Source organism: Arthrobacter sp. WCS2018Hpa-7, from assembly GCF_031843805.1.
GTDB lineage: Bacteria > Actinomycetota > Actinomycetes > Actinomycetales > Micrococcaceae > Arthrobacter.
Window position 1 is genome coordinate 172,224 of the sequence record NZ_JAVTJB010000008.1, and the last position, 21,476, is coordinate 193,699.

Genomic DNA, 21,476 nt, shown 5'->3' on the forward strand with positions numbered 1-21,476 from the left:
ACTACTCAGATGCCTTGGTGGTTCTGGATCCTGTTGTGGATCGCGCTCATAGCCCTGTCGTTGCTGCTTCACCTGACGCTGGGGTATCGCCTGTTCAGAAAATTCATGTCAACTGTTCATGAACTGGGCGACGCGGGTAAACGTTTCAGCAACCTTTCACCTGCGGCCGAAACCTCCGACGTTGAAACCGCGGAAGACCGCCCCGAGCCGGGGTCCGCAATTTTTGCCTCACCGGATCAGATGCGTCATGATTACCTGACGGCCAAAGCCTTCCGCCAGGAAGTTCGTCGCCAGAGGCGCGTCAAGCGCAAAGCAGAACGGGGTCAACCCCAATCCCTGCACGACATTGAATTCAGATAGACGTAGGATGTATCCAAAAGGAAAGGACCTCCCCACATGAGGCTCGAAGGCTGGCATCTCATCATCATCATCGTCCTGGCTCTGGTGCTCTTCGCAGCGCCGAAGCTGCCGTCCATGGCGCGCAGCATTGGGCAGTCGATGCGCATTTTCAAGTCTGAAGTCCGGGAAATGAAGAAGGACGGTTCTTCCGAAACGAAGGACTCCCAGGACGCTTCCGACGCCGTTGAAGGCAAGGTAGTAGGCCACCCGGACGCTAAGGCCAAGAACAACGGCGAGACTGACGTTCCGCCCTCCAACCGCGTCTAAAGAGAAGTGGTAGAAACGAAGGGGCGCAAGGCCAACCCCGAAGCCCGGATGGCGCTCCTTGACCACCTCAAGGAACTGAAGAACCGGCTCTTCAAGGCTGCAATCGGCATCATCCTGGGCACCGTGGTGGGCTTCATCGTCTACCAGCCACTTCTGGAGGCCCTGATCAAACCGATCAAGGACCTCAACGAGAAGGAGGGGCGCGCCGCCACCCTGAACTTTGACGGAGTGGCCAGCTCATTTGACCTGATGGTCCAGGTCTCGGTCTTCCTTGGCGTGCTCCTCGCAAGTCCCGTATGGATCTACCAGCTCTGGGCCTTCATTGTGCCCGGGCTGCACAAGAAGGAGCGGCGCTTGGCGCTGTCCTTCGTGGCAGCAGCCGTACCCCTGTTCATCGGCGGAGTGCTCCTCGCCTGGCTGGTGCTGCCCAACGCCGTTCGCGTGCTGACCGACTTCACTCCCGAAGGTGGGTCAAACTTCATCAGCGCCGAGATCTACCTGGCCTTTGTCCTGAGGCTTCTGCTGGCGTTCGGCATCGCCTTCCTGGTACCCGTGGTGCTCGTTGGACTGAACCTCGCCGGGATCGTCAAGGGCAAGCAACTCATCAAGAGTTGGCGCATTACCATCTTCCTGGTCTGCTTGTTTGCTGCCATGGCCGCTCCTGGCGCTGACGCCATGAGCATGTTCTATCTGGCAGCACCCATGCTGCTCCTGTTCTTTGCGGCCATTGGAGTCTGCGTCCTTAACGACCGTCGCCGTGAGCGCCGAGCCATCAAGAAGGCAGCTGAGACTGAAGCCACGGCAGACATCGCCACCCCGGCGACCGATCTGGAGAATCTCTAGACCGTGGGCCACTAGGCTTGATGCATGTCCTCCATATCCGGGTCTCCATCACCATCAGAGAACTACCAGGCTGCAGCCCAGCGGGCTGCTGAGTCGAAAACCTATCTGGGCGCTTTCGCCCGCTCCTTGGATTTTGACCTGGACGACTTCCAACGCGAGGCATGCAGGTCCCTTCAGGAGGGCCGTGGCGTCCTGGTGGCAGCACCCACGGGCGCAGGCAAGACCATCGTGGGGGAGTTCGCGATCTACCTTGCCCTTGAGCGCGGCCTCAAGGCTTTCTACACCACGCCCATCAAGGCGCTGAGCAACCAGAAGTTCTCGGAACTGGCATCAAAATACGGCGCTGCGAACGTTGGCTTGCTGACAGGCGACACCACCATCAACGGCGACGCTCCTGTGGTGGTCATGACCACCGAAGTCCTGCGGAACATGCTCTACGCAGACTCGGAGACCTTGGGCGACTTGGGGTTTGTGGTGATGGACGAGGTCCACTACCTGGCCGACCGCTTCCGCGGTGCAGTCTGGGAAGAAGTCATCATCCATTTGCCCAGCGAGGTCCAGGTGGCTTCACTCAGTGCCACCGTTTCCAATGCTGAAGAGTTTGGCGCCTGGCTGGACACTGTCCGGGGGGATACCGATGTCATTGTCTCCGAACACCGGCCCGTGCCGTTGTGGCAGCACGTCATGGTGGGCCGCGAAATAGTTGATCTCTTCGCCGGCGACACCACCTTTGATGAAATTGCGCCGCAGGCCACCGGCGCACCCGAGACTGAGGTGCCGGATATTTCCGAGGCCGCCGAGGTAGCCAGCGAACCCGCCCCCACGGATCGGCGGACCGTCCATGCCAAGCGTTCCTCCGCTGCCAAAGTCCAGCAGGCTGTTACCGGGCCGGAGTTTGAGGTCAATCCGGATCTCCTGGCCATGGCCCGTTCCGAGAGCCGCATGAACATGAGCGGCCGCTTTGGCCACGGGGGACGCAGCCGCCGTCGTCAGGACCGATACCGCGATGAACGCCAGCAGTCAGAACAGCGCAGCCCGGTTCGCAAGGCAAGCCGGCCCCAGGTCATTGAGAGCCTCAGGCGCCAGGATCTGCTGCCGGCCATTACGTTTATTTTCTCCAGGGCCGGCTGTGACGCTGCCGTCGCGCAGTGTGCAGCGTCCGGGCTATGGCTGACAACGGAGCGTGAACAACAGATCATCGCCCAGCGCGTGGACGAAGCCAGTCACGAAATTCCTGCGGACGATCTCGATGTGCTCGGTTTCTGGGGCTGGCGCGACGGACTGGTCAGGGGCTTTGCCGCCCACCATGCAGGCATGCTGCCCACCTTTAAGGAAGTGGTTGAGAAGCTCTTTGCCGATGGCTTGGTCAAGGCCGTCTTCGCCACTGAAACGCTGGCCCTGGGTGTCAACATGCCGGCCCGCTGCGTCGTGCTGGAGAAACTGGAAAAGTTCAACGGTGAAGCCCATGTCAACATCACGGCGGGGGAGTACACCCAGCTGACGGGCCGGGCAGGACGCCGGGGCATCGACGTCGAAGGCCATGCCGTGGTGCTGTGGCAGCCGGGGACCGACCCCGCGGCTGTGGCAGGTCTGGCTTCACGGCGCACGTACCCCTTGAACTCCAGCTTCCGGCCCACTTACAACATGAGCATCAATCTGATTGCCCAGTTTGGCCGTGTTCGCGCCCGCGAAATTTTGGAGTCCTCTTTCGCGCAGTTCCAGGCAGACCGCTCAGTGGTCGGTATTGCCCGGCAGGTGCGGGGGCGCGAAGAGTCTTTGGCTGGCTACGCCAAATCCATGCAATGCCATCTGGGTGACTTCACCGAGTACGCAAAACTCCGCCGCGAGCTGAGCGACGCAGAGAATTTCGCGGCCCCCGACCATCAGCGTGCCCGCAAGTCCCACGTCGCCGACTCCCTGGCCCGCCTGATCCCCGGCGATGTCATCAGCATCTTCAGCGGCAGGCTGGCCGGCCATGCGGTTGTTCTCGAAGTGGATCCGAATGCCCGTGAACCCCGGCCATCGGTGCTTACCTCGGATAACCAGCTCCGCCGGATCGGCGTGCACGACCTCGAGGGACCGGTCTCGCCCGTGACGCGGATCCGCATACCCAAGTCCTTCAATGCCAAGGTGCCCAAGGCGCGCCGCGACCTCGCCTCCTCCATGCGCCACGCCATCAGTGAAGATGCACCGCACAGCCGCCGCAACAGCAGGCACGAAGACTTCGGACTGGGGGCCCGCCTGCCGGACCAGGAAAAGAAGATCACTGATCTGAGGCGCGCGCTCCGGGCCCACCCCTGCCACGGCTGCAGCGAACGGGAAGACCACGCCCGGTGGTCGGAGCGCTGGTGGAAGTTGCGTAAGGAAACCGATGGACTGGTCCGCCAGATCCAGAGCCGCACCAACACCATCGCCAAAACGTTCGACCGCGTCTGTGATGTGCTCTCCGTGTATGGCTACCTGGAGACGAACGACGCCGGCCACGTCACCATCAGCGTCGACGGGCAGCGGCTTCGCCGGATCTATGGCGAGAAGGATCTGCTTATTTCCCAGTCGGTCCGGCGCGGGGCCCTGAACGATCTCGATGCCGCCGAGTTGGCGTCATTGGCCAGCACGCTTGTCTACCAAGCCAAACGCGAAGACCGCGGCCTGCGGCCCAAGATGCCCAGTGTTTCGTTGGAGTCCGCCGTGGATATCGTCATCCGCGAATGGTCCCAGCTGGAGGACACCGAGGAACACCACAGACTCCCCTTGACGGGCGAGCCGGAACTTGGACTGATGTGGCCCATGTACAAGTGGGCCAAGGGCCGCCATCTTCAAGATGTCCTGAGCGGTACCGACCTCGCTGCCGGTGACTTTGTCCGCTGGGCCAAACAGGTAGTGGACCTCCTTGACCAATTGGCCAAGATCCCGCAACTTGACCCCAGAGCGGCACGGATCTGCCGCGAGGCCATCGAACTGGTTCGCCGCGGAGTTGTTGCCTACTCCACGGTGGCTTAGCGCCGCACCTCACTGATTGACTGTTTTCAACGCTCAAGGAGCACAACGCATGAACCAGCCAGGCGTGCCAGCCGGCCAACACCGCCCTGCAGGGGACCGCAAGGTCACCATGTACCGCAACGGTTCCATCTATACGGCCGCTGACCCTTTTGCCACCGCCATGGTGGTGGACGGCGATACCGTCGCCTGGGTGGGCTCCGAGCAGGCCGCCACGTCCATTGCTGACTCGTCCATGGAGATCATCGATCTCCGCGGCGCCCTCCTTGCACCCGGTTTTGTGGACTCGCATGCGCACCTCACGGAAACAGGCCTTGCCCTTTCCGGCGTGGACCTTGCCACAGTGCGTTCAGCCAAGGAATTGCTCGACGCCGTTGCCACCGCCGCTGGCAACGGCACCATTGTGGGGCACGGTTGGGATGAGACAGCGTGGAGCGACTCCTCGCTGCCGACCATCGAAGAACTCGATCGCGCAGGGGCTGGACGGCAGGTCTACCTCTCCCGCATTGATGTCCACTCAGCCCTGATTTCTTCATCTCTGGCCGCAGCTGCCGGGCTGAAAGGGGTGGACGGGTTCTCCGGCGGTGCACGGGTGGTGCGTGCAGCGCATACTGCAGCGCGCCTGACGGTCAGGCAGTTCCCCGAAGCGGAGCGTCGTGGACTCCAAGAACGCGCCCTCAGGGAAGCGGCGTCCCATGGCTATGTGGCAATGGCCGAAATGTCAGCACCCCACATCTGCGGCCCGGACGACCTGCGCCTGGCAGCGTCGTGGAACGACCTCGGCGGCAGCCCTGAAGTGCTTCCGTACTGGGGAGAGCTGGCCTCGTCTGTTGAACACGCCGAGGAAATTCTGGGCGGTCTGGGGACCAAGGTCCTGGGCCTCGCCGGAGACCTTAACGTCGACGGTTCGCTTGGTTCCCGAACTGCTGCCCTCTTGGATGACTATTCCGATGCGCCCGGGAACCGCGGCAGCTTGTACCTCCCGGTCGATGATGCAGCCAGACACCTTGTTGCGACTTCCCAGCTGGGCATCCAGGCGGGCTTCCATGTCATTGGCGACGCCGGCCTCGCCGCTGTTCTTGAAGCCTTGGACGTTGCCGCAGCTGAGGTAGGGGAGCAGCGGATCCGGGCCGCGGGCCACCGACTGGAGCACGTTGAACTGGCCGATCAGTCCGCCATCGACAAACTGGCCAAGTACTCCATCACTGTCAGCGTGCAACCTGGCTTCGACGCCGCGTGGGGCGCTCCAGGCGGGCTCTACGCGCAGCGTCTTGGAGGTCGAAGCAAGGCCATGAACCCCTTTGCATCCTTCTACGCGAGCGGTGTCCCCATCGCCTTTGGCAGCGACAGTCCTGTCACGCCCTTGCGGCCATGGTCCAGCGTTCGCGCCTGCCTGGAACACAGCAACCCGGAACAACGGATATCCGCCAGGGCTGCGTTCCTGGGACATACCCGCGCCGGCTGGCGTGCCGCGAAGCACCGCAACCCCCTGATGGGCCAACTGGTGCCTGGTGCACCCGCCAGTTTCGCTGTGTGGGAAGTCGAGGAGCTGATGGTCCAGGTGGCAGACAGCCGCGTCCAGTCCTGGAGCACGGATCCCCGGGCCCGGACACCGCTGTTGCCTGCACTGGATACCGGCAGCGACCCCCGGTGCTTGCAGACTGTCCGTGAGGGACAGGAGCTGTTCGCCCACGAGTCGCTCCGGGTTTAGGGGAATCAATTTCCGGTCCGCGATTGCCCTGCTGAACTGGGTCGATGCCAGGATCCGCAGGTCACCGGCCGGTTGACAGCGTGGGGGGAGTCCGTAGCATTGAGGCTCAACGGATGATCAGCCCGGGGGCGAAAGCCACGGTTTGACGGTCCGGTCGCGACCGGAGGACATTCATGGTGGCGGCAAACAGGTGGGCAGGTCCGCAGCGACCCAGAAAACAGTTCGTTCGGGACTCAGTTGCCCGGCGCCACTGGACCTGGGCTTGTGGACCTGCCCGCGGCATGCGGCCTCCGGCACCTCCGCCTGTGTCCCAGGCCACAGCCGCCAAAGGAGTGCGCCGCGGCGTCCTATAATGGAGAGTTGCGCCAGAATGCCAGCCGCCACGGCTGGCCCGGCACACTGACCGCTCCATCAAGGAAAGGCCTCTTCTTGCGTGTCCTGACGATCATTCCCACCTACAACGAGCTCGAATCGCTCCCGGTAACCCTGGGGCGGCTGCGCGCAGCAGTTCCCGAGTCCGATGTTTTGGTGGTTGACGACAACAGCCCTGATGGTACCGGACAGCTTGCCGATGAGTTTGCTGCCACGGACCACCAGGTTCACGTGCTGCATCGCAAGGGCAAGGAGGGTCTTGGTGCGGCCTACATCGCCGGCTTCAAGTGGGGGCTCGCCGCAGGGTACGACGTCTTGGTGGAAATGGACGCCGACGGTTCGCACAAGCCGGAACAGTTGCCGTTGCTGCTGGATGCCGTCAAGGACGGAGCCGACCTCGCCATGGGCTCACGCTGGGTCCCCGGTGGCAGCGTGGTCAACTGGCCGCTCTACCGCCAAGCCATTTCACGTATCGGCAGTACCTATGCCCGCATCATGCTCGGCGTGAAGATGAAGGACGTCACCGGTGGCTACCGCGCCTTCAAGCGCAGCACCTTGGAGGCCCTGAACCTGGATGAAGTCGAGTCGGTTGGCTACGGCTTTCAGGTGGACCTCGCATGGCGGGTGGCCAAGCTTGGCCTGCGCATCGAGGAACGCCCCATTACCTTTGTGGAGCGGGAGCTTGGTGCATCAAAGATGAGCGGCAACATCGTGGTGGAAGCCATGATCAACGTCACCAGGTGGGGACTGGCCGCTCGCTGGGCCAAGCTCACCCGCAAGTCGCCTGCCACGGCAAAGTAGTCCTCCAATAGACAAGTAGTTTCTCCAACAGAAAGGCCGGGCCTGGTTCCCAAGGGAAGCAGGCCCGGCCTTTCTTGTCTAATTTTTCTTGTCTGGGTTGCAGACTAAGCGGAGCGGCGCTCTCCACGGCGCTCACGCAGAATGTTCAAACGATCCTCCAGGATCTGCTCCAGCTCAGGCAGGCTGCGGCGTTCCAGCAGCATGTCCCAGTGGGTACGGACGGCTTTCTCATTGGCGTCCACAGGACGCTCGCCATCAACCAGAAGAGCTTCCTTGCCGGTCTTGGAAACCCAGACCGGGGGAATCTCGGCCTCGGAGGAGAAGGTCACGAAGACCTGTTCGCCGTCCTCGCAACGGTACTCGACCCGCTGGCGCGGTGCCGGTTCAACGCCGGATTCGGTTTCCATGCTTTGGGCGCCAAGACGCATACCCCGCAGGCTGCGATCGCTCATGATTACTCCCTCTGTCTGTACGCGGAGCAGGAACCCCGCGCTGGCCGTAAGCCGTTTTCACGATCCTTACGGACTACTTCTGCACACCTTGCATCACTAATTGCAACGCCTGGCCAAGCTTTTATGTTCCATCCACGCTGAACCAGCCGGACAAATATCCCATTATACGCGGAACATCTCCTAGTACTCAAAAGCCGCGACACGCAACGAGCGGCCAGCCGCAGTGGCTGACCGCTCGTAGCGCCGTAACCTTTGGTTATTCAGCAGGCCTTGCGTGCTCCGCGGACGCTGTGGGAGCGGAAGCCTTGCTGTCGTCGTTGCCGCCGAAGAGGCCAACGGGGGAGTCCCCGTTGTTCCCGCCGAGGGCGCCGCCGATGCCTTTGAGCGCCTCGCCGACTTCGCTGGGAATGATCCAGAGTTTGTTCGAGCTTCCTTCGGCGATCTTCGGGAGGGTCTGCAAATACTGGTAAGCAAGAAGCTTCTGGTCCGGGTTGCCCTTGTGAATGGCATCGAAGACCTTCTGGATGGCTTGGGCTTCACCGTCGGCGCGGAGGATGGCTGCCTTTGCATCACCCTCAGCTGCGAGAATGGCCGCCTGGCGCTGGCCTTCGGCAGTGAGGATTTGCGACTGCTTGGTACCTTCGGCGGTCAGAATGGCCGCACGACGATCCCGCTCTGCGCGCATCTGTTTTTCCATCGAGTCCTGGATGGAGTGGGGCGGATCAATCGCCTTCAACTCCACGCGCGAGACACGGATTCCCCAACGGCCCGTGGCTTCGTCAAGGACGCCACGGAGTTGACCATTGATCTGATCGCGCGATGTGAGCGCTTCTTCGAGGTTCAGCCCGCCCACCACGTTACGGAGCGTGGTGGTTGTCAGTTGCTCGACTGCCTGGATGTAGTTGGCGATCTCATACGTAGCCGCCCGGGGGTCAGTGACCTGGAAGTAGACCACTGTGTCGATCGAGACCACCAGGTTGTCCTCAGTGATGACCGGCTGCGGCGGGAAGGACACCACTTGTTCGCGGAGGTCGAGGAGCGGCAGGAGCCGATCGACGAACGGGATCAGGATGGTCAGGCCCGGGTTCAGCGTGCGCTGGTATTTGCCGAGCCGTTCAACGACGCCGGCGCGGGCCTGCGGGATGATCCTGACCGAGCGGACCAACACTATGATGACAAAAATAACGAGAACAATCAGCACAATTGCTGCTGCTGTTCCTCCTAAGCCGTCCATACATCTCCTTCGTTCCCCAATTGCGTGGTTTGATGCGGCGGTCCGGCCACGTTGCCGAACCGCGTGAGTTCAAGGCGCGTTGTCAGCGCGGGCTGTTTTCGGCAGGCGAGGTGACTACCGCCGTCGCGCCGTCGATTTTGGTGACCTGAACTGTGGCTCCGGCATCGATGACTCCGGCGGTGCTACGGGCGCTCCAGACGTCGCCGCCGATTTTGACGAGTCCACTGGTGCCGCTCACGGCTTCGATGACGAGAGCCGGCTGGCCAATCAGCCGGTCGATGTTGGACCGCTGTTCTTCGGGACCCTTGTGCAGGTGCTTCAGCGCGACGGGCCGCACGAAGGCGATCATGAGGAGGGAAACCACGCAGAAAATGACGATTTGAAGCCAGAAATCCGCGCCGGCAAAATCAGCTACCAGCCCGGCGAGGGCTCCTCCGCCCAGCATGATGAAGAAGAGGTCCAGGGTGAGCATTTCCACCACTGCGAACGCGAGGAAGACCGTGAGCCAGAGTGCCCACCAATTCTCGCCGAGCCATTCGAACATCATTTCCCCCTTGGTCCCGGATCCCGCGGGCGGGATCACAGTCGCTGTTCTTCCATCCTAGCCCGATGCGCTGTCCCACGTCAGGACACGGTAAACACGTTGATCCGGAATTTCGCCGTAGTGGCCACGGTACCGGCGGGATGGTCCACTGGTCCCTGGTCCCGGAGATGGTGGCCGGCGGGACCCATGTACGCGAGGTCGCCCATCTGCAGGCCGGTCAGCTCCAAAGGCACGTCCAGGCCGTACACCGCAGTGGGACTGAAATACCCCTTCATAGTGTCAACCAAGCGTCCCTCTTTGCCCTCCTCGATGCCCAGCATTCCCGTCCTGGCAGCAACCTCGGCAAGATGGCCCGGCCTGGGTGTCACCACGATCAGTTTGCCGCCGGGGCGGATGACCCTCGCAAACTCGGCTGGGTTGCGCGGGGCAAAGACCACCATGACCACGTCCACCGAATTGTCGGCCACCGGCAATGGACGCCAAATGTCCCACACGAGGTTTGCCGCCTGGGGGTTAAGCCGGGCCGCCCTGCGGAGCGCGAACTTGGAGATGTCCAGGCCGATTGCCGCAGCCCCGGATTCTTCGATCACTGAATGGAGATAGTGCCCGGTGCCAGTGCCGGCATCCAGCACCACCGCGCCGGGAAAGCCGAGCGCCCCTGCCGCTTCTTCTGCGACTGCGGCGGCCAAAGCAGAATAGTGGCCTGCGTCCAGGAATCGGTGACGTGCAGCCACCATGTCGGCAGTGTCGGCTTCAAAGACTGTGCCTTTGCCCGTCAACAAGTTGAAGTAACCCTGTTTGGCGGAGTCGAAAAGGTGCCCGGACCCGCAGGCCAGCGTCCTCTGCGGATCTTCCCTCAGCTGGAGCGCCCCTTGGCACAGGGGACAACGGAGGGCAGCGACGGCGTCGGACAACATGGCTTCAATCCTACGGCTGGACGGAGTGTCAGGTGCCGCGCACCGGGCTCCCGGGCTAGGCTCACCCTCGTGAAACCCGAGCAACTGCCCCTGCTGAACTCCGTGTCCGCCCCTGCCATCCACCCGGACGGGACCAAGGCGGTGGTTTCTGTCACCAGGCCCGATTTTGACGCTGACACTTATGTTGGCCAGTTGTGGACGGTCCCCATGGACATCACCAAGCACCCGCGCCGAATTACGCGCGGTTTCAAGGACAGTTCGCCGGCCTTCTCACCCGACGGCCTCGTCTTGGCTTTCCTCAGGAGCGATCCCGACGGCAAGCCGCAACTGTTCGTCGTGGAGGCTGCCGGCGGCGAACCGCAACGGATCACGGATCAGCACACTGGAGTGGCGGGCTTCGTGTGGGCACCCGATTCGCACCGGATTGCTTTCCTGGCCCGCGTCCCGGAACAAGGGCGTTACGGAACGGTGGACGGTGTGACCTCCGGCGGCGAGGATGCCCGACTGCTCACAGCGAACCAGTACAGAATGAACGGTCTGGGTTACACCTCCGATCAGCGCCAGCATCTCTTCGTTGTTGAGGTTCCGGAGTTGGGCGGTGAGCCTGCAGTAGCGCCCCGCGGGCGGGCGGCCCACGAACAGCCGGCACCTGCGGCGCCCGGCATTCCAGCGGCCAAGCAACTGACGTTCGGCGATTCAGACCACGAGTCCCCGTGCTTTTCTGCCGACGGCTCGCAGCTCTATTTCGTGGCTGCGCTGCATGAAGGGCACGACGACGATCTTGTCACCTCTGTTTACAGGGTGGACGCCGGCGGAGGTGAGCCGTCCGTCGTCGAACCATCCAACGCCGGTCTTCAAACCGTCACCGGCGTCCGCGCCTCCTTGGACGGACGCTGGCTCTTCTATACCGCCCAGGATCTGGGGATGACAGGAAAGGACTTCGTTGCCCGAAACGGCGTCCTCCACGTCATGCCGGTTGGAGGGGGAGAAGCAGAAGCCCTGACCGATGGAGAACACCTGGACGTTTCAGGGCCTTTGGAACCGAGCGGACCTGCCAGCGTGCTTGTCCTGAACACGGCCCTGGGCAGCGTTGAACTGCTTGACGTTCCCGCCGATGGCGAGATCATGCCGCTGGTTCATGGTGCCAGGGTGGTCATTGGTGCAACGGTTGCCGCCAACGGTGAGATCGCTGTGAGTCTCTCCGACGCATCAACCGTGGGCGACGTCGCTTCCCTGGTACGCGGGGAGCTGCGCTTGCTGACCGATTTCTCAGCCGCACTCAGGAACAATTCGCGGGTCAGCGAACCTTTGGACTTCGAGGCCACATCCTCTGATGGGCATCCGGTGCATGGTTGGCTGGTCCTGCCGGACGGGCCCGGACCGCATCCGGTGTTGCTGTCCATCCACGGTGGTCCGTTCGCCCAGTACACCGGATCATTCTTCGATGAAGCGCAGGTTTACGCTGCTGCTGGATACGCAGTGGTGATGTGCAATCCGCGTGGCTCAGCCGGTTACGGCCAAACGCACGGCCGCGCCCTCAAGGAGCGCATGGGAACTGTGGACATGCAGGACGTGCTGGCGTTCCTGGACGCGGCCCTGGCCGCCCATAGCGCGGTGCTGGACAAGGACCGGGTGGGCATCATGGGTGGTTCCTACGGGGGTTACCTGACCGCCTGGACCATCGCCCACGATCACCGCTTCAAAGCTGCGATCGTGGAACGCGGCTTCCTGGACCCGGTCAGCTTCGCGGGGTCCTCTGATATTGGCTGGTTTTTCGGCAGTGAGTACACCGGTGGCACTCCTGAGCAGATGACGGCCCAAAGTCCCATGGCAGTTGTAGGTGCGGTCGAAACCCCAACGCTGGTGGTGCACAGCGAAAACGACCTTCGATGCCCCATCGAACAAGGGCAGCGCTACTACTCACACCTGAAGGCCCGGGGAGTTGACACCGCTTTGTTGGTGTTCCCGGGCGAGGACCACGAATTGTCCAGATCCGGGACGCCGCACCACCGGAGGCAGCGCTTTGACCACATCCTTGGCTGGTGGGCCCGGTACCTGCCTACTGCATCGAATCACGTGGAGGCTTAGGGGTCCGCTTAGCCTGGGGTGGGCCAACAGCGCAGGAAACCCAGGCTCCGGCGTGCATCCTCGATCCCAGGCGAAGCCCACCGGGCTGAGTGCTCCGCATTGCTGGACAACGACCTGATTTCGGCACGGTCCAGGTACAGCGTGCCGAGGAGGTGGTCCGTCTCGTGTTGCACAATGCGTGCCTGCCAGCCTGAGAACCATTCCTCGACAGGCTCACCCGCGGTTGTAACGTAGCTCAGCTCTACATTCCGGTAACGGGTCACCACTGCCTGGTAACCGTTGACGGACAGGCAGCCCTCATAGAAGGAGGCCGTCTCCACCCCCAGCGGACGGCACTGCGGGTTCACTATGGCGAAAAACTCCATATGCTCCCGATGCCGCACCGCGGCGGATGCGGGGTCGAGATCGTACTGATCCTCCAGCACGGCCAGCTGCAGGGGGATGCCCAGCTGGGGAGCAGCCAACCCGACGCCGGGAGCGTCATGCATAACCCCGCGCATCCGATCCACCAAGGCCATCAGTTCAACATCGTCCAGCTGGCCATCGTACGGTGCGGCGAGTTGGCGCAGCACGGGGTGTCCGGCCTGGACGATCGGGGGAAGTTCTTCCGCATCGAGCAATCTGCGGACAGCGTCCCGGATCTGGGTGGGGTTCAAGTCCGTGGCTGGGCTCGCGGCCTCGTGATGAGGTTGATGGTTCATGGCACGAGCCTATCGCCACGGGTGTGCGTTGCGTTGGGCTAGGCTCGACGAATGACCGATTCATCTTCTTTGGACCGTGTACTCGGGTTCGTCAGAACTGTTGAAGCCGGCGGTGGAGCTGCTGAGCTGCGGCCTTACCTTGCCGAGGACTTTCAACTCACTGAGTGGCCCCACGCCTTGTCCAAAACAGGTTCCACAAGGAACCTGCAGGACACTCTGGCCGGCGCCGACCACAGCAAGGACATTGTTGCCGATCAGCGATTCGAGGTAGTCCGCAGCACCAGCGAAGGTGACCGCGTGGTCCTCGAGATGAACTGGTCCGCCACGCTGCTCCTTGACCTGCCGCACTGGGACCGTGGCGATACCATCAGGGCCAGGAGCACAGCGGTCTTTGAGCTGCGGGACGGGCTGATCGTCAGCCAGGATACGTATGACTGCTACTACACGACGCCGGATAGCTAACGCATGGTGAAGCGCCGTTCCACCAGCCCTGCTATCGAAGGAAGCCCGAGCACGCCGGCGAAGAACCTGTTCCGGGCTTCCATGACCGACGATGGCAACGGCCTGCCCAGCGCCATGTTGAGCCCGGCCTGACGCGAAGCCCGTTGGGCTGCCTTTCTGCGGGACCTCTCGAAGTGCTCCAGCAGCCGCCCTACGTCGGCCCCACCCAATGAAGCATCCATGATGGGTGCGAGTGCCGCAGCGTCCAACCAGCCCAGATTCATGCCTTGACCACCGATCGGGCTGATTTCATGGGCGGCATCGCCGAGCAACACCACCCGGCCGTGGACCATTCGTGCCGCAAGCCGGGACCGCACCTCGAAGGCACTCAGCATGGTGTTGCTCCGGGCGTCCGGCACTTCGCCCGTTCTGGCGCCGATCAGCTCAGCCAGCCCGGCCGCCGTCGTGCCCTTGTCCGGTGACCCCATCCTCACCACCCATCTGCGTACCCCGCCCGGCAGCGGAAACGACTCCACAATCCCGGCCGGTTCCAGATAGAGGACGGCATCCGTGCCGTGAAGGGTGGCATCAGCGAAATCGCCCATGATGTAGCAGTCCGGATAGCTCCGTGGCGGCAAATGCGGCAAAATCCTTTGGCGGATCGCGGAGTGCGCCCCATCAGCGGCCACCACCAACCGCGCGCGGAACTCGAGGCTGCCGGCGGCTGAATCCGCCGCGACACGGACGGACCTGAAGTCATCCACCACTTCCTGGACATCCGCGCCGCGGACGATCGCCGCGGAGTCCAAATCCATGACGGTCCTCTCCAGGACCTTTTCGGTGACCGTCTGCGGTACCGCAAGGATGAACGGGAACTCGGGGTCGCCGTCGAACGCCAGCCTGGCAACCATGCGCCCATGGCTGTAGGCAACGCCCCGGCGGATATGGACGCCGGCGGCAACCAACTCTTCGGCAACCCCGGCGCGGGCCAGTTGCGACAACGCCGGAGGATGGATACCGATGGCCCGCGAACTGTCACTCCGGCTGGACCTCCGTTCCAGGATCCGCACCTGATGCCCCCGTTGAAGCAACAGGGCTCCCATGAACAGTCCCACGGGTCCGGCACCGACGATCACAACGTCAAACATTTTCTGCCCTTGGATCAAAGGCCGTGCGCTCCTTATGGACCAGCAGGTGGTGCCATGGGCCGTTTGCCTCGACCCGCCAGCCCTCCGGAACGGTGGATTCCAGTTCCGGGGCTGTGTAGCTGCGTTTGATGGACACCAAGCCGTCACCCCAGATGTAGGAGCCCACGCCCAAGGGCCAGAAGCCGACCATGAACAGCAGGTAGGAGAGGTTACTGCGTTTGAGGTCGTTGTGGAGCACGAGGCCGCCGCTGAGCGCCTCAGAATCGCGGAGGACACCGGCGATTTGCCCGGCATCCAGGTGGTGAAGGATGTGGTTGGAGATGACGAAATCGAAAACCAACCCTTCTGCTACGAGCTCGGAACTGTGTGCTTGACGGTACGTGACACCCTCCATCGCGGGAACCTTCGAGGCAAAGGCAAAAGCCCTGGCATCGGGATCGATCGCAGTCACCGCGAGGCTGAAGCCATCCTTCCGGGCCCACCCGGCGAGACTCCGTGCCACGTCACCGCTGCCGCATCCAATGTCCAGAAGCGACGCTGCACCCTTGGCAGCCAACACCGGCCTGATCCTGTGGCGGTAGGTACTGTGCCACCTCGACAGAAGCCTGTTGACCACCAGAAACCTGGCATAGGTCCGGGTGAGGCGATCGGGGTCGCAGTCAGCCTTGTCCATCTCCTCCACGGACGACAGATCCCTCTTCTGAAGGGACCCCCAAGGACTCACAGATCGGGGGAGACCAGCGTGAAGAGGCCCGTCTCCACCGTCAGGCCCGGCCCGAACGCCATGGAACAGATCCGTTCCTCGCGTTCGGTGGCGGCCTGGCCCAGCATGTACTTCAGGACGAAGAGCACCGTGGCGCTGCTCATGTTGCCGTATTCACGCAGCGTCTCCCGAGCCGGAATCAACTGCTCCTGGGTCAGTTCCAGCCTGGACTCCACCTTGTCCAGGATGCTGCGGCCGCCCGGATGAATGGCCCAATGGGTGATGTCCCGGTAAGGGAGTCCGGCCAGCTCCGGCTCCCTGGCGAGGAGTGGTTCAAGTGCGCCCGTGATGTGTTCCTCGATGATGTGGGGAACGTAGGAGCCCAGCACCATTTCAAATCCTTCGTCGCCGATATTCCAGGCCATGGCTTCCTCGCCGACAGGGGTAAGAACCGTTTCGAAGTGATCCAGCCTGATAACCGGTTCAGGGCCTTCTGGTTCCCGTGCCGTCACGATGGCGGCCGCGGCACCATCACCGAAGATGGCTGAACCCATGATGGTGTCGGGATCGTTGGACGTGCGGACGTGAAGGGAACAGAGTTCAACACAGATCACCAGGACTACCGCCTCGGGATCGGCAACACAGAACTGCTTGGCGGCTTTGAGGGCAGGAAACGCGGCGTAGCAACCCATGAAACCCAGGTGGTAGCGCTGAACGGCAGGGTTCAGGCCCAAGGCCCTGACAACCTTGTAATCGGGGCCCGGGTTGAAAAAGCCCGTACAGGACACTGTGATGACGTGGGTAATGTCATCGAGGTCGATACCGGAAGCTTGGGCAACCGCAGTCTTTCCGGCCTCCACAAACAGCTTGGTGGCTTCGGTAGCGAAAATTTCGTTGCGCACCTTGGTGCTGGGGCTGAGGACCCTGTTGGTTTCGGGGTCGAAAAACTTTGGGTTCTCCGGGTGGGCATCAAGGCTGAGTTCGGCAACGGCCGTGTAGCGGGTGTCGATTGCTGCTGAGTCGAAACAGGTGGTGACCAGGCGCGTTCCCAATCGTGTCAGGCCTGGTTGGGAGGCGAAGACTTCGCGGGCCTGCTGCTGGACGAGGATTGTTGGCGGAACTGCGGTTTCAAGGGACCTCACGTATACCGGCATGCTTCATTCTTAGCGAGTAAACGGTGGAAGACAATGGCAGAATCGAACTTACTGACCGAGGTTGGTCACGGATAGCCAGGCGACGCCGACGGGGGACTGTTGGGCAGCGCCGCCCCACAGATGGAGAAATGATGACTATTGCCGCGAGCACTGACACGGAGTTTCCCGAGTCGCATGTCGCAGACACCCACGATCTCATCAGGGTCCAGGGTGCGCGGGAGAACAACCTGAAGGACGTCAGCATCGAGATTCCCAAGCGCCGGCTCACGGTGTTTACCGGTGTCTCCGGCTCAGGAAAGAGCTCCTTGGTTTTCGCCACGATCGCTGCAGAGTCGCAGCGCATGATCAACGAAACGTACAGCGCTTTCGTCCAGGGCTTCATGCCCTCGCTGGCCCGCCCCGACGTGGACGTGTTGGAAGGCCTCACGACGGCGATCATCGTTGACCAGGAGCGCATGGGCTCCAACCCCCGTTCAACAGTTGGCACCGCCACGGACGCCAACGCCATGCTGCGGATCCTCTTCAGCCGCCTCGGCCAGCCGCACATCGGTTCACCCAACGCCTACTCTTTCAACGTCCCCACGGTGAAGGCCAGTGGCGCCATCACAGTAGAGCGCGGCGAGGGCAAAACCAAGACAGAGAAAGCAACGTTCAACCGCTTGGGCGGTATGTGTTCACGCTGTGAAGGCATGGGGTCCGTCAACGACTTCGATCTCACAGCACTCTACGACGACACCAAGTCGCTCAGCGAGGGCGCGCTCACCATTCCCGGTTACACCATGGATGGTTGGTATGGACGGATCTTCAGCGGTTCCGGGTTCTTCAATATGGACAAGCCCATCGCCAAGTTCACCAAGAAGGAACTCCACGACCTCCTGTACCGTGAGCCCACCAAAATCAAGGTGGAGGGAATCAACCTCACTTACGAAGGCGTCATCCCCAAGATCCAGAAGTCGATGCTCAGCAAGGACGTGGACGCCTTGCAGCCCCACATTCGCGCCTTCGTTGAGCGGGCCATCACGTTCACTACGTGCCCGGAGTGCGAGGGCACCAGGTTGAGCCCCGAAGCGCGGTCTTCCAAGATCAACGGCAAGAGCATTGCCGATGTCTGCACCATGCAGATCAGCGACCTCGCCGGCTGGATCCGTGAACTTCATGAACCCTCGGTGGCGCCCCTCCTGAAAGGACTCCAGCACCTTTTGGATTCTTTCGCGGAGATCGGCCTCGGCTATCTCTCGCTCGACCGGCCTGCCGGCACACTGTCCGGGGGAGAGGCGCAGCGTACCAAGATGATCCGGCACCTGGGATCCTCCCTCACTGACGTGACCTATGTTTTTGACGAACCCACCATCGGACTCCACCCGCACGACATCGAACGGATGAACCAGCTGTTGCTGCAATTGCGGGACAAGGGCAACACCGTGCTGGTGGTGGAGCACAAGCCCGAAACGATCGCGATCGCCGACCACGTGGTTGACCTTGGCCCCGGCGCAGGAACCGGCGGAGGCTCCGTCTGTTACGAGGGAAATCTGGAGGGTTTGCGGGGGAGCGACACCATCACCGGGCGACACTTGGACGATCGTGCTTCGATCAAGGATTCTGTGCGTTCCGCTACCGGCCGGCTGGAGATACGGGGAGCCTCAACGAACAACCTCAAAAATGTCGACGTCGATATCCCCTTGGGCGTTCTCTGCGTCCTCACGGGCGTGGCAGGTTCTGGCAAAAGCTCACTGATCCATGGTTCGGTGGCGACTCGTGAGGGCGTGTTGGTGATCGACCAAGGCGCCATCCGCGGCTCGCGCAGGAGCAACCCCGCCACCTACACCGGACTTCTGGAACCCGTCCGTAAAGCCTTTGCGAAGGCAAACGGTGTGAAGCCGGCGTTGTTCAGCTCAAACTCGGAAGGTGCATGCCCTACCTGTAATGGCGCCGGTGTCATCTACACGGACCTCGGAGTCATGGCGACCGTGGAGTCCACCTGCGAAGAATGCGATGGAAAGCGATTTCAGGCCTCAGTTCTTGAATACAAGCTGGGGGACCGCAATATTGCAGAAGTGCTTGCAATGTCTGTGGATGAAGCCGAAGTCTTCTTCAAGGAAGGTGAAGCCAAAACGCCGGCGGCCCACAAGATCCTGGACCGTTTGGCGGATGTTGGCCTCGGCTATCTGACCCTTGGTCAGCCGCTGACAACTTTGTCCGGCGGTGAGCGCCAACGGCTGAAGCTGGCCACCCAGATGTCCGAAAAGGGTGAGATCTACATCCTGGACGAGCCGACCACCGGTCTGCACCTGGCCGATGTACAGAACCTGCTGGGAATGCTGGATCGCCTGGTCAAGTCGGGCAAATCAGTCATTGTGATCGAGCACCACCAAGCTGTGATGGCGCACGCTGACTGGATTATCGACCTGGGTCCAGGGGCCGGGCACGACGGCGGCACGATCGTTTTCGCCGGGACGCCGGCTGAGCTTGTGGCCGGGAAGTCGACGCTGACGGGCAAGCACTTGGCGGCTTACGTGGGCGCCTGACAACTCCAAGCGCTGCGGGCCGGCATAGTCCACGCCCGGCCCGCAGTTCCGTTGCGGCCATCTTCCTGACATCTTTCCGCTCAGTAGACGCCTGAAGTCGCAGTGTCCCACTCAATGTGATGCCGATACACCCAATCGAAGTTGTCCTCCGACTTGCGTGCAATGCCGCGGAAGACCGCAGGCAGGACCAGGTCCTCGAAAACGCGCTTGAACTGGCCGCGGATCTTCGGCGCCGCATTCCTGCGGCCCCATTCCACGACGGCTTCCGCCCGCGTGCGGCGTTCGTTCTCATATCGCGCCAGCGCTTCCGGTATTGACACCGACTCCAGCCCTTGGAGCGAACGACCCAGTGTGACTGCGTCTTCGATTGCCATGGATGCGCCCTGCCCCGACGACGGCGAAGCTGCATGGGCGGCATCACCCACCAGAACAAGCCTCCCGCGCTGCCAGCGCGGAATGCTTGGGAAGTCCGAGGTGGTGTAGGGCCTGATGATGTCATCCGTTGCGGTGATGATGGCTGCCATGATGGTGCGGTCCCCGGCGACGAGCTTGGTCAACCACGCTTTTCGGGCGGCCGAGTCAAAGGTGGCGGGATCTTCAGAGGTCCGTTGCAGGGGGTTGGCAAACCACCAGGTCCGGCCGTCGGGATCCTGCATGTAGCAATAGAAGCAGCGCTTGCCGAAAACCATCTTCATCCGCCCGGCTTCGACGTCCAACAGGCCAGGCGGCAGAACTCCCGCAGGGACGATGCCGCCCGTGTTGAGCAATGGAATGTTCCTTGGTTCCGGTGATGTGGGGTCAAGCAGATTTCTGACCCGTGAGTGAAGGCCATCGGCACCAACCACGATGTCTCCATGCGCAGTGGTTCCGTCGTGGAAAACGGCCCTTACGCCGTCGGGCATTTCCTCCACTTCGGTCAACCGCTTGCCGTACTCGATGCGGATGCCCTGCCGGCCCACTTCTTGCCGCAGCATGCCGTACAGCTCGGATCGAGTCATGGTCCGGGCGGTGGTGCCATCAGCCAAAGACCCTCCGTAGTCGAAGTCAACGATGTGTTTACCGTTGCTTCCCAAGTACATGGACATCAGGGGAGTGCTGAAACCCAAATGGCCCGCCGCGGCTTTGAGCCCGAGAGTGTCCAGGGCATCGAAACCGTTGACGGCCACGGTCAGGAACCCGCCGATGCCATCCGACGGCTCTCCGTAGGCCTCGAAGATGACAGGCCGATGACCGGCCTTGTGCATCGCAATCCCACTTGAGAGTCCGGCAATACCGGCACCAACGATCATGCAGTTCAGCATCAAGGCCTCCAGAATTATTTCGTTCGGTCAAACGAAATATATAGCCATGGCTCTGGGTGGTCAATCCTTTCGGAATCACGAAATACCTTGCTAGCCTCGGTGGATGCAGTCAGACCTCGACCTGGACGCCCGAAAAGCCCTGCTCGAAGCGGTTTACGCTTCCGGACGGGAACTCTCGACGGCGGCCGTCATGTTCCACACAAAGCTCTCCGAACTCCGCGGATTGTCCGCAACGGAAGGCAAAGCCATAGACATCCTGCTGCGGTTCGGACCCATGACGGCTGGAGAATTCGGCCAGCACTCGGGCCTGGCGCCAGCCTCGGTGACCGGGCTCATGCAGCGCCTGGAAAGCAAGGGAATAGCCCGCAGGGTCAGACATGACGAGGATAAGCGGAAGGTCCTGATAGAGCTGGTCGGCGATCAAGTTACTGCCGCAACGCCATATTTTGACGACTTCATGAATGGACTGACAGCCTTGCTTGAGGGCTACAGCGACGAGGAATTGCGCATCATTGCCGACTACTCAGCCAAGGCCGCGGAAATCCAAAAGAACGCGGCCGCACGCTTGGGGGGCTGAGTGTGATGAGGCTTGGACGTACCCCCTTCCCGACGCTTGGTAAGACTGGCAGCGGGACGTGTTGAAGTGGGACGAGTAGCACTACGGCTAGATTTATGGCGTGAGTTCTATTGTTGAAGAAGCCATTGAGGTGCTTTATGCGGCGAAGGTTCCGTTGGCTCCTGGCTTATCGCCTTGGCAGATCGAGGATGTCGAAGAGCAGTTTTCGTTCGAGTTCAGTCCCGATCATGCGGGCTTGCTGAGTCTCGCGATGCCTATCGGCCCGAAATGGGTTGATTGGATGGGCGATCCGGCGGCGATT

General features: G+C 61.9%; 19 protein-coding genes and 1 pseudogene. 11 read left to right on the forward strand and 9 right to left on the reverse strand.

Translation table 11 applies throughout. The features are described from left to right. Positions 1-9: 9 nt before the first annotated feature. The 6 genes from RQH14_RS11455 (at position 10) to RQH14_RS11480 (ending at position 7,390) form a co-directional block, all read left to right on the forward strand. Positions 10-360 carry a hypothetical protein gene (locus RQH14_RS11455; protein WP_311213366.1) on the forward strand — a complete coding sequence of 117 codons (351 nt, stop codon included), beginning with the start codon at positions 10-12 and terminating at the stop codon, positions 358-360. 36 nt (positions 361-396) lie between these two features. Continuing rightward, positions 397-666 carry a Sec-independent protein translocase subunit TatA gene (tatA, locus tag RQH14_RS11460; RefSeq protein ID WP_231340135.1) on the forward strand — a complete coding sequence of 90 codons (270 nt, stop codon included), beginning with the start codon at positions 397-399 and terminating at the stop codon, positions 664-666. A gap of 6 nt (positions 667-672) precedes the next feature. Beyond that, a complete protein-coding gene (gene tatC, locus RQH14_RS11465) occupies positions 673-1,509 on the forward strand; it encodes a twin-arginine translocase subunit TatC (protein ID WP_311213367.1) in 837 nt (278 codons plus the stop codon). A gap of 24 nt (positions 1,510-1,533) precedes the next feature. After that, complete coding sequence (locus RQH14_RS11470; RefSeq protein ID WP_311213368.1) at positions 1,534-4,509, forward strand: DEAD/DEAH box helicase; 2,976 nt, start codon at positions 1,534-1,536, stop codon at positions 4,507-4,509. Positions 4,510-4,558: 49 nt separating this feature from the next. Further along, the gene (locus tag RQH14_RS11475) at positions 4,559-6,217 is read left to right on the forward strand and encodes an amidohydrolase family protein (RefSeq protein ID WP_311213369.1); all 1,659 of its coding nucleotides are present in this window, start codon (positions 4,559-4,561) and stop codon (positions 6,215-6,217) included. Between the two features lie 429 nt (positions 6,218-6,646). After that, positions 6,647-7,390: a polyprenol monophosphomannose synthase gene (locus RQH14_RS11480; protein ID WP_311213370.1), complete on the forward strand. Its 744-nt coding sequence runs from the start codon at positions 6,647-6,649 to the stop codon at positions 7,388-7,390. A gap of 104 nt (positions 7,391-7,494) precedes the next feature. On the opposite strand, the gene RQH14_RS11485 is transcribed toward RQH14_RS11480, so the two are convergent. The 4 genes from RQH14_RS11485 to RQH14_RS11500 form a co-directional block, all read right to left on the reverse strand. Further along, positions 7,495-7,842, reverse strand: a complete 348-nt coding sequence (locus tag RQH14_RS11485) for an RNA polymerase-binding protein RbpA (protein WP_011774875.1) — start codon at positions 7,840-7,842, stop codon at positions 7,495-7,497. Positions 7,843-8,098: 256 nt separating this feature from the next. Beyond that, positions 8,099-9,076: an SPFH domain-containing protein gene (locus tag RQH14_RS11490; protein ID WP_311213371.1), complete on the reverse strand. Its 978-nt coding sequence runs from the start codon at positions 9,074-9,076 to the stop codon at positions 8,099-8,101. 82 nt (positions 9,077-9,158) lie between these two features. Next, positions 9,159-9,620, reverse strand: a complete 462-nt coding sequence (locus RQH14_RS11495; protein ID WP_311213385.1) for an NfeD family protein — start codon at positions 9,618-9,620, stop codon at positions 9,159-9,161. Positions 9,621-9,700: 80 nt separating this feature from the next. Beyond that, positions 9,701-10,537: a methyltransferase domain-containing protein gene (locus tag RQH14_RS11500; RefSeq protein ID WP_311213372.1), complete on the reverse strand. Its 837-nt coding sequence runs from the start codon at positions 10,535-10,537 to the stop codon at positions 9,701-9,703. A 69-nt stretch (positions 10,538-10,606) separates the two neighbouring features. On the opposite strand from RQH14_RS11500, the gene RQH14_RS11505 reads away from it, so the two are divergent. Beyond that, on the forward strand, positions 10,607-12,625 hold the full coding sequence (locus tag RQH14_RS11505) for a S9 family peptidase (RefSeq protein WP_311213373.1): 2,019 nt from the start codon (positions 10,607-10,609) through the stop codon (positions 12,623-12,625). A gap of 8 nt (positions 12,626-12,633) precedes the next feature. On the opposite strand, the gene RQH14_RS11510 is transcribed toward RQH14_RS11505, so the two are convergent. Further along, complete coding sequence (locus RQH14_RS11510; protein ID WP_311213374.1) at positions 12,634-13,326, reverse strand: peptide deformylase; 693 nt, start codon at positions 13,324-13,326, stop codon at positions 12,634-12,636. A gap of 51 nt (positions 13,327-13,377) precedes the next feature. Between RQH14_RS11510 and RQH14_RS11515 the strand changes: the two genes are divergently transcribed. Next, positions 13,378-13,788 (forward strand): nuclear transport factor 2 family protein, encoded by a 411-nt coding sequence (locus RQH14_RS11515; RefSeq protein WP_311213375.1) that lies wholly within the window; start codon positions 13,378-13,380, stop codon positions 13,786-13,788. On the opposite strand, the gene RQH14_RS11520 is transcribed toward RQH14_RS11515, so the two are convergent. From RQH14_RS11520 to RQH14_RS11530, 3 genes are read right to left on the reverse strand one after another with little or no spacing between them, the layout of a single operon-like run. Then, positions 13,785-14,915: an NAD(P)/FAD-dependent oxidoreductase gene (locus RQH14_RS11520; RefSeq protein ID WP_311213376.1), complete on the reverse strand. Its 1,131-nt coding sequence runs from the start codon at positions 14,913-14,915 to the stop codon at positions 13,785-13,787. The genes RQH14_RS11515 and RQH14_RS11520 overlap by 4 nt on opposite strands. Then, on the reverse strand, positions 14,908-15,639 hold the full coding sequence (locus RQH14_RS11525; RefSeq protein ID WP_311213377.1) for a class I SAM-dependent methyltransferase: 732 nt from the start codon (positions 15,637-15,639) through the stop codon (positions 14,908-14,910). The genes RQH14_RS11520 and RQH14_RS11525 overlap by 8 nt, the downstream gene beginning before the upstream one ends. After that, the gene (locus RQH14_RS11530; RefSeq protein WP_311213378.1) at positions 15,636-16,772 is read right to left on the reverse strand and encodes a type III polyketide synthase; all 1,137 of its coding nucleotides are present in this window, start codon (positions 16,770-16,772) and stop codon (positions 15,636-15,638) included. The genes RQH14_RS11525 and RQH14_RS11530 overlap by 4 nt, the downstream gene beginning before the upstream one ends. A 131-nt stretch (positions 16,773-16,903) precedes the next feature. On the opposite strand from RQH14_RS11530, the gene RQH14_RS11535 reads away from it, so the two are divergent. Next, on the forward strand, positions 16,904-19,297 hold the full coding sequence (locus RQH14_RS11535; RefSeq protein WP_396136294.1) for an ATP-binding cassette domain-containing protein: 2,394 nt from the start codon (positions 16,904-16,906) through the stop codon (positions 19,295-19,297). An 80-nt stretch (positions 19,298-19,377) separates the two neighbouring features. On the opposite strand, the gene RQH14_RS11540 is transcribed toward RQH14_RS11535, so the two are convergent. Next, positions 19,378-20,598 carry an NAD(P)/FAD-dependent oxidoreductase gene (locus RQH14_RS11540; protein WP_311213380.1) on the reverse strand — a complete coding sequence of 407 codons (1,221 nt, stop codon included), beginning with the start codon at positions 20,596-20,598 and terminating at the stop codon, positions 19,378-19,380. Between the two features lie 103 nt (positions 20,599-20,701). Here RQH14_RS11540 and RQH14_RS11545 point away from each other — a divergent pair, with 103 nt between their 5' ends. Then, a complete protein-coding gene (locus RQH14_RS11545; RefSeq protein WP_311213381.1) occupies positions 20,702-21,175 on the forward strand; it encodes a MarR family transcriptional regulator in 474 nt (157 codons plus the stop codon). Positions 21,176-21,275: 100 nt separating this feature from the next. Next, positions 21,276-21,476 (forward strand): annotated as a pseudogene (locus RQH14_RS11550) (hypothetical protein); the annotation flags it as partial.